This is a genomic window from Catenibacterium sp., from assembly GCF_052354645.1.
GTDB classification, from domain to species: Bacteria; Bacillota_I; Bacilli_A; order Erysipelotrichales; family Coprobacillaceae; genus Catenibacterium; species Catenibacterium mitsuoka_A.
Window position 1 is genome coordinate 1 of sequence record NZ_DAWDDM010000327.1, and the last position, 2,062, is coordinate 2,062.

1 protein-coding gene and 1 pseudogene are annotated in these 2,062 nt (G+C 28.9%); one reads left to right on the plus strand and one right to left on the minus strand.

Annotated features, from left to right (window positions below):
* Positions 1-694 (minus strand): annotated as a pseudogene (locus ACT8VG_RS10620) (hypothetical protein); the annotation flags it as partial.
* Between the two features lie 161 nt (positions 695-855).
* Here ACT8VG_RS10620 and ACT8VG_RS10625 point away from each other — a divergent pair.
* The coding region (locus ACT8VG_RS10625; RefSeq protein ID WP_444195854.1) for a hypothetical protein at positions 856-2,062 on the plus strand (1,207 nt) is incomplete at its 3' end.

A 2,062-nucleotide genomic window follows, 5' to 3' on the forward strand; every position in this document is an offset into this window, starting at 1 on the left:
TGAATGTACAATTTTCTGGAAGTGTAAATATGGTATCAATGTTGTATAAGTGGATTGATCTAGCACATTCTTTTCCTTTAATTATTTTTTTGTATAGTAAATAATTAAAAAGCTCTTCATTAGAAAAACATACTTCTTTTGGATAAATGATTTGGAAATCACTATTATGAGTTCGGTCATATTTAGATTTTATTTTTATAGCTTGATTATTTTTTATGGCATCTTCTAATTGTTTTAATTCCTCTTTGAATACTATTCTCTCTCTTTCATACTGGGGATTATTTAAGTAAGAATAGATAATATTTGCAATAAACTCTGATCTAGATACATTAACTGGACAAGCGTCTAGAACGCATTCTAATTGATTTTCGTTATTATTCACCCTGAAATGTATCTTATCTTTAATTCGTTTTTCCTTTGTGCTAATAGATTTATCAATAGAGTTCTCACTTATATATTTTTTTATTTGCCAGACAGCATCTTCAATTAATGGTTGACTTGCTTGATCTTTAAATGAGTCTTTGATCCTATCGTGTAATTCTTTTGTCTCTTGATTATATTTTGGATAATGATTCACTATGATCCTTTTTATTAGAATAGTTTCTTTAGGGCTCATATGAAATAGTTTTCTATCTTTTTGTAGATTCTTATGAGCCACTGGATCAAGGTAAAATGTAACTTCGATGTTTTCCATTTTTCTATTTCCTCCTGAGCCCTCGCTAGTTATGGGCTCTATATAACTATATTTTAAGAAAAAAATATGATAAATACAATGAAATTACGGGCTGAAAAAAATATCAAAAACTCATATTCTCATAAATTGTAATGGCTTACAATGAGTTTGAGGTGATATAAATGAAAGATTTACTAAAAAAAATATTAGATCAAAGAAGTAATGGATTGTATTTTGTGAATACTCCTACAGGTTCTGCAAAGTCCTATAGTGCAGTACAATTGATGAAGAACAACTATAAAACATTTAATCAACACTTTATATTCATCACTAATAATCTAAACAACTTACCAATGAAAGATTTAGAAAAGGCATTGGGGGATGATTACAAATCTCACGTAATACGTGTAGAAAGCATCATAGATAATATTCTGCATCATTTTGATGAAACTATCATTCCTGATGAATATAAGAAGATGGATTCTTATAAGAACCTTAAGAACTGTCTTAAATCTTATCAATATCAATCTGAGTATATTCAAAAACATTCGGATAAAGCACCACTCGCTGCGGATTTATTTAAAGTGGCTCAAGATAAGCTATTAAATGCGGATTCAGCTTTTAGAAAAGATATAAGAAAGAAATTACTGACTCCTAACTTTAAGAAATTCAGTAAAGACGAAAGAAAAAGAATCATTAAGTCTAAGTATAGTTGGTTAAGAGATTTATATCCTGCGATGTTTGTAGAGGATTATAAAATCATTTGTATGTCTGTTAAACGATTCTTTACTTCTATAGATCCTATTTATGTGAAGAAGTATAGATTCTCAGAATCAAATATTATTGATAACAGTATTCTTTTTATTGATGAAGTAGATGCAACTAAAAATGAAATCAATAATATTATTATAGAGAGTAGTTTAAGGTCAACAGTAGAATTGATTCCTATGGTTCATCGTATGACTGATCCATTTATTAATTGGAAAGATATTGCACCTAAAAGATTACAGGACCTAGTACCTGAAGGAGATAAACAGTTTGATCAAATTAGAAAGAGAGCTTTAGAAATTAGATTGAATTGTCATGATGAGCTTCCTTATTTCTGCTCAGAGATTAAGAGTCGTAATTTCTTGATGAGTGATTCAACATTCCACGCAAACTTTGAAGATAAGTCTAGAAGGAATGCATATGTATATTATGATAAAAACTATAATCAAATGACAATTGACATTAAAAATAGTCGACATGATTTGCCTTGTAAGCTAAATGATGCTTATAGTTTATTTTCTGTTATTCGAGATATGAGCGGTTATTTGGTCTCCACAAAGCGATATATTATTAAATTAGCTTCAGATCTGAAAGATAAGCATAATTCAGAAGCTAATGAAG